This window comes from Yersinia sp. 1252 StPb PI (genome assembly GCF_048593885.1).
Classification (GTDB): Bacteria; Pseudomonadota; Gammaproteobacteria; order Enterobacterales; family Enterobacteriaceae; genus Yersinia; species Yersinia enterocolitica_E.
In genome coordinates this window covers 1-6812 of record NZ_JAZGQE010000220.1, presented here as the reverse complement: position 1 = coordinate 6812, position 6812 = coordinate 1, and the positions used below count along the sequence as shown (strand labels likewise).

The following is a 6812-nucleotide window of genomic DNA, read 5'->3' as shown; positions in this document are numbered from 1 at the left end:
GTGCTATTTCAATGGTTACAGCGGTAATTCATTTACGTAACACGACTGCCAAGCGCTTCTTTTACATAGGAATTTATCATGAAGCCCAAAAAAACAGCAGCATCGCAGGATGCCACGCAGTCTGAATACGACGAAAGTAGTGCGTTATTAAGTGCATTGGACCGCTCATTAGCCATCATTGAGTTTGATCTCAACAGTCGCATAATTGCGGTTAATCAAAACTACCTTGATTATTTTGGCTATCAACGTGATGAAGTCATTGGTCAACATCATCTTATGTTTTGCCATCCACAATATGCCAGTAGCGACGAGTATCAGACACTGAAGAAATCTTTACTGGCGGGGAAATCCGTTGAGGGCCGTTTTGAGCGATTGCACAAAGACGGATCCACGGTCTGGCTGGCCGCCATCTATCAGCCGGTACCAGGCCCAGAAGGTAGCGTTACCCGGATGGTGAAAATCGCTAAGGATATTACTTTTTTAATTGAGCAACAAAAAGCCACTCAAGAGTGGGTAGAACTTTTAACCCAATTAACTGATCGCAGCGACAGCGCAATGTTTATTGCCGCTAATAGTGATCACGGGCAACAAGCAGTTTATATTAATCAAGGATTTACTAAGTTATTCGGTTATACACCCGAACAGGCTCTGGGCCAGAGCATGGTCGATTTACTCCAGAGTGCACATCCTGAACAACTGGGGTTAATTGATTCCACTTCGCCAAATTCACATCAGCAATTACTGCCCAAAGAGTTGTTCTACAGTAAAGACAAACAACCGCATTGGTGTTCCGCCATTATCAACTCGCTGGTTGATGAGCAGGGTAAACCGAGTTATAGCATTGGCGTGTTGACTGATATCACGCTGACCAAAATGTATGAAGTGTTGCAATATAAGGTACTGGAAGCACTGGTTAAAGAGCGGCCACTGGAAGAAGTGATGTCTTTGCTGTGCCACGAGGTTGAGCGGATTGCCCCCGAGGTGACCGCCAGTATTTTGCAAGCCAGCGGGCCCCACTACCTCAGCCATCTCGCGGCGCCCAACCTCCCCCTGATTTATACTGCGGCGCTGGCCTGTGTGCCTATTGGCCCGGTATCTGGCTCATGTGGCACCGCCGCATTTCGTAAAGAACCGGTTGAAGTCCATGATGTTGCCACTGACCCATTATGGGAGAACTATCGGCACCTAATTCTACCCCATGGTTTGTTAGCTTGTTGGTCGACGCCTATTCTGTCGAGCCAGGGGGATGTTCTGGGCACATTTGCCTTTTACTACAAAGAAGCGCGAGGCCCCAGCGAGTTCCACCATCAGTTGGTCAAATTAATCGCAAATTTGTGCTCGTTGGCGATGGAACGGGAGCAATCACGTCAGCAAATTCAGCATTTGGCTTTTTATGATTCCCTGACTGGCTTGCCTAACCGCACTCAGTTTCTGGTTTATGCCAAACAAGCTATCGCCCTTGCCGCTGAAATGGATTACACGCTGGCAGTATTAATCATTAATCTGGATCGTTTTAAACAAGTTAATGATTCACTCGGCCTGGCCGCCGGTGATGAATTACTTGCCTTGATTGCCCAACGATTGCGCAACGACATGCCCAAAAGTGACATTATCGGCCGCTTATCGGGCGACGAGTTTATTATCATTTTAGCCCCCTGCACCATGCAGCAGGCTACCGTGAAGGTTGAGAAAATGCTCAGTCTGCTGTCTCAGCCCTGTCAGATAGCCAACGTCAATATTATTCCTTCGGCCAGTGTCGGGATCAGTTTGTATCCTGAAAATGGTTTAGAAATGGATGCGCTGATGAATCACGCCGACATTGCCATGCATAAAGCCAAGAATATGGGACATGGTCATTTCAATTTCTTCAGTGCAGAGATGAATAATCTCAATCAACAGCGCCAGGATATGGAAGATGCTCTGCGTCATGCATTTCATATCGGGTCTCTTGAGTTATTTTATCAACCACAAGTGATGTTAAAAGATGGGCACCTATATGGTGTGGAAGCCCTTAGTCGCTGGGTTCACCCCATACTGGGGAACATTCCCCCACAGCGTTTTATTCCTATTGCTGAAGAGTGCGGGCTGATCAACGAACTGGCTCTGTGGGCGATTGAGACGGCTTGTCAACAGTTGGCGGACTGGCGTTTACGGGGTATTGATGTGCCCTCGGTTTCAGTGAACTTATCGCCAACCAATTTCCATAATCCAGGCTTGCCGGACATGATTTTGCATATCTTGCAGCATTACCACTTGCCGCCGCAGGATCTCACGCTGGAAATCACCGAAGACATATTAATTGCAAATAATCCGGCGATTTTTGCCACGATAGAAAAAATTCATCGACTGGGTGTGCGTTTATCAATGGATGACTTTGGTACCGGCTATTCCAGTCTGAGTTATCTGCGCCATTTGGATCTTGATGAAATCAAACTGGATAAAAGTTTTGTCCATGATCTTGAGCATGACGAAACCAGCCGAACATTAAGTGAGGCGGTGATCCGTATTGGTGAAAGTTTGCAACTATCAGTGATTGTCGAAGGGGTAGAAAACGAGGCACAACGTACATTATTGAGCCGCCAAGGTTATCAAATAGGCCAAGGTTTTCTTTTTTCCGAGGCATTACCTGCCGTGAAACTAGAACAGTGGTTAGAGCATCGCACTACCAGTAGCTAATCAATAACAAGAGATTAATTATTAGTTGTAGTACCCTATTAGTCGATTTAGAACACCAATAGGTGACATTGTCACTATCGTTTGGTTGGCGATGGCTAACCTTTTCATTCGTCGATAAATTCTTTATTCTTGTCGCCTTTGCAATCTGGATGTTGTTTTTTTGTTATGCAAAAATTTCTTTTTCTGCTGTTAAGCCTGATTCTGCTCGGCCCATTGGGCATCGACCTCTACTTACCCACGATTCCCGCGATAGCCAAGGGGCTAAACAGTAGCGAGTCGCTGATTCAATCCACTATTGCCTTGTTTATTCTGGTGCTGGGTATTGGTCAGCTGATTGCTGGGCCATTAGTCGATAAGTATGGGCGTAAACCCATAGCCATCATCGGTATTATTCTCTACATGCTGGGGGCCGCGATGGCTGCACTGGCAGTCAGCCCGCTGATGTTTGTCAGTTCTCGCCTGTTACAAGGTGTCGCTGTTTGCTGTACTGCGGTAGTGGCATTCAGTGGGGTGCGTGACCGCCTCAACGGTAATGAGGCCGCGCGCGCTTTTGGTTTCCTTAATGGGACGTTAAATATCGTACCCGCATTGGCTCCCTTGCTCGGTGGTTTGTTGGCGGAAGCCTTTGGCTGGCGCGCCCCATTCTGGTTCCTGGCGTTATATGGTTTGCTGGTATTAATTCTGATAATTATCTTCCTGCCAGAAACACGGCCAGCGGGTACCCAAGCCGTTAAGGGCTTGCCGATAAAGAACTATCTGCGCATCTTACGTGATGACCGTTTTCTGATTTTCGCACTGGTGAACGCGGGCGCTATGGGCATGGCCTTAACCTATGTCTCGCTGGCACCCAACGTATTGATGGTGGGCGCAGGACTCAGCCCATTACAGTTCTCACTGGTGTTCGGCGCCAATGGCTTTTGGATCATGGCGGTCAGTTTTATTGCTAACCGTATTATCCAAAAAATCGGCCGCCCTACCTGCCTGATGACCGGCAGCCTGTTGATGGCGCTGGGGTGTCTGGGGTTATTATTTGGTCTGACGCAACTGTCGGCAGAAATACAGCAACACTGGCTGGTGTATATGTTACCCGTTGCCAGTGCCTGTGCCGGTTTAGCCTTTATGATGGGGCCAGCCACCAGTTATGCATTAGAGCCGTATGCCAATGAAGCCGGTGTCGCCTCCGCGCTGGTGGGTTTTGTGCAAATGGCCGGGGGAGCTGGGTTAGGCTTGCTGGCAATGTCCTTACCAATTGAGCCTAAATTATCGCTCGCCATCGTAATGCTGGCAGGGTGTCTACTGGCTTGGCAGGCACGCCGTGCCAGTAAGCATGTCCGTGGTAACTTGCAGAAAATAAACTAGAAACAACCTAAGTGCGCTCGGTGATGACGCTAACGCGACTCGCCAGTGCACACATCAACTCATACCCCACGGTGCCTGCCGCCGCCGCCACATCATCGATTGGCAGATTATTCCCCCAGATCTCAACTTTACTCCCCATTTGCGCCTGCGGACAGGGTGTCAAATCTACGGTTAGCATATCCATTGAAATCGACCCCACCGTATGAGTCAGTATGCCATCCACCCTGATGGGCGTGCCGCTGGGAGCGAGCCGTGGGTAACCATCGGCATAACCGCAAGCGACGACACCGATGCGCTGTGTGCCTGTGGCACTGTAGCGGCTGCCATAGCCAACACTGTGCCCTGCTGAGAGCGTCTGTATGGCGATAATTTCGCTGTGCAGCTCCATTACCGGGCGCAATCCAATGCCAGCGATATCGTTTACATCGCCACTGGGTGACGCGCCATAGAGGATAATACCAGGCCGCACCCAATCAAAGTGGGTTTCAGGATTGCGCAATATTGCCGCCGAGTTGGCAAAGCTGCGCGCAGCCACCAGATGCCCACTGGCCTGCTGAATCAGCGTGAATTGCTCGCTGGCACCAATAGGGTTATCTGCATTGGCAAAGTGGCTCATTAGCGTCACCTTGCCGATGTTATTTATACTGTTAGCCCATTGCCAGATAGCCTCTGCCTGCCCGATGGGAAAACCTAAGCGATTCATGCCGCTATTAAGTTTTAAATAAATATCGAGTGGTGTGCTCAGCCGCGCCGCTTTGATGGCGTCAAGCTGCCAGTCACTGTGTACCACGGTGGTTAACCGGTAATGGTCGAGAAGGACTATATCTTGCGCACGAAAGAACCCCTCAAGCAGCAAAATAGGCCCTTGCCAGCCCTGTTCACGCAACATTATCGCTTCATTTAAATCCAATAACGCAAAGCCATCGGTTGCGTCCAGCCCTTGCCAAATGCGGGCCAGACCATGGCCGTAGGCATTGGCTTTCACCACTGACCAAATTTTAGCGGCACCGGCCAGACGACGAACAATACTGAGGTTATGGCGCAAAGCAGATAAATGAAGCGTAGCGGATATCGGGCGAGGCATGCTTTTTCCTTCTTGGGCGGTATTCAATTATTTACAGCCCGGCAGTGGGCTGTAATGATCAATCGGCGCCTTTTAGCGCACAGGGTGAATGTCGTGTAAGGGCGTGATATTCAGTGGCCGAAAGCCCGCGCTATAACGCGCGACCGATAAATCATCCGCCAGAATCGCTGGGCGACGCCCATACATAATATCAGCCAATAATTGACCCGACCCACAGGCCATGGTCCAGCCCAAGGTGCCATGGCCGGTATTCAAATAGAGATTTTTCAGTGAGGTTCGCCCGACAATGGGCGTACCATCAGGTGTCATCGGGCGCAGCCCGGTCCAGAACGTGGCCTGACTGATATTGCCCCCATGAGGGTACAAATCACCCACCACCATTTCCAGCGTCTCACGACGTGCTGGTGCCAATTGAGTATTAAATCCAACGATCTCCGCCATCCCCCCAACCCGAATCCTGTCATCAAAGCGCGTAATGGCAATCTTGTAGGTCTCATCCAGCACGGTGGAGAAAGGTGCCGAGGCCGGATCTGTAATAGGAATCGTGAGTGAATAACCTTTTAGTGGATAAACAGGAATCGAGACCAGCCCGGCTAACAGCGCCGTAGAGTAAGCGCCGAAGGCTACTACATAGGCATCTGCGTTAATAATATCGTCGCCACACAGCACACCGGCGATTTGGTCACCGTCCACCAGCAATTTATCCACCGAGCGATTGAACACAAACTTAACCCCAGCCTGCTCGGCCATTTGGGCTAAGCGTTCAGTAAACAGTTTGCAGTCGCCGGTTTCATCATTAGGTAAACGTAAACCACCGGTCAGTTTATGTGCAACTTTCGCCAATGCCGGTTCCACCGTTGCCAGTTGATCAGCCGTTAGCAGTGAATATGGCACCCCCGCATCATCTAACACCGCAATATCCTTGGCGGCGTTATCAAATTGCTGTTCGGTACGGAACAGTTGCAGTGTTCCCCCCTGACGGCCTTCATACTGAATACCAGTGTCTTCACGCAGCTCTTTTAAACAGTCGCGGCTGTATTCTGCCAGACGCACCATACGGCTTTTGTTGAGCCTGTAGTGGGAAGTGTCGCAGTTTCTCAGCATCTGCCACATCCAGCGTAGCTGGAAGCTGCTGCCGTCAAGGTGGATTGCTAACGGCGCATGGCGTTGGAACATCCATTTAATGGCCTTCAGAGGTACCCCAGGCGCGGCCCAAGGTGCCGCATATCCCGGCGATATCTGACCTGCGTTACCGGCACTGGTTTCCTGCGCGGGCCCCTGCTGACGGTCAATCACCGTAACATCATGCCCGTCGTTGGCTAAGTACCAGGCACTGGCTACCCCCACCACACCGCTTCCTAAAATGACAATGCGCATACCATCCTCCCCCCAAACAACACCTAAAGCACAATATTCTGTTGACAGAAAATTAACTCAGCAGAAAAATCTAGCCAACATATTAATGTCAGGTCGTGACTTAATTCACAATTAATTTACAATGCAACTACTTTTCAGTTCAATAGCGTTAGGAAAATAGCGATAAGATGCTATTTTTGCCCAATTAAACGTCGGAAAGGAGAGAAAGCGCCATAATACCCACAATTAGCAGCATGAATAATTGGCATGTTGTGCAAGACTCTTTTACTAGTTTTATATTCCATAAGTAAGCCAATAAATTAGAATAATAATCTAT

4 protein-coding genes are annotated in these 6812 nt (G+C 49.4%); 2 read left to right on the top strand and 2 right to left on the bottom strand.

The window, feature by feature from the left end:
• Positions 1–78: 78 nt before the first annotated feature.
• A complete protein-coding gene (locus V2A85_RS21000) occupies positions 79–2676 on the top strand; it encodes a bifunctional diguanylate cyclase/phosphodiesterase (protein WP_420072265.1) in 2598 nt (865 codons plus the stop codon).
• Positions 2677–2841: 165 nt separating this feature from the next.
• Positions 2842–4035, top strand: a complete 1194-nt coding sequence (locus V2A85_RS20995; RefSeq protein WP_083158975.1) for a Bcr/CflA family efflux MFS transporter — start codon at positions 2842–2844, stop codon at positions 4033–4035.
• 7 nt (positions 4036–4042) lie between these two features.
• On the opposite strand, the gene dadX is transcribed toward V2A85_RS20995, so the two are convergent.
• Both dadX and V2A85_RS20985 read right to left on the bottom strand, forming a co-directional pair.
• Positions 4043–5119: a catabolic alanine racemase DadX gene (gene dadX, locus V2A85_RS20990; RefSeq protein ID WP_372558940.1), complete on the bottom strand. Its 1077-nt coding sequence runs from the start codon at positions 5117–5119 to the stop codon at positions 4043–4045.
• Between the two features lie 72 nt (positions 5120–5191).
• Positions 5192–6496 carry a D-amino acid dehydrogenase gene (locus V2A85_RS20985; protein WP_420072264.1) on the bottom strand — a complete coding sequence of 435 codons (1305 nt, stop codon included), beginning with the start codon at positions 6494–6496 and terminating at the stop codon, positions 5192–5194.
• Positions 6497–6812: the final 316 nt, after the last annotated feature.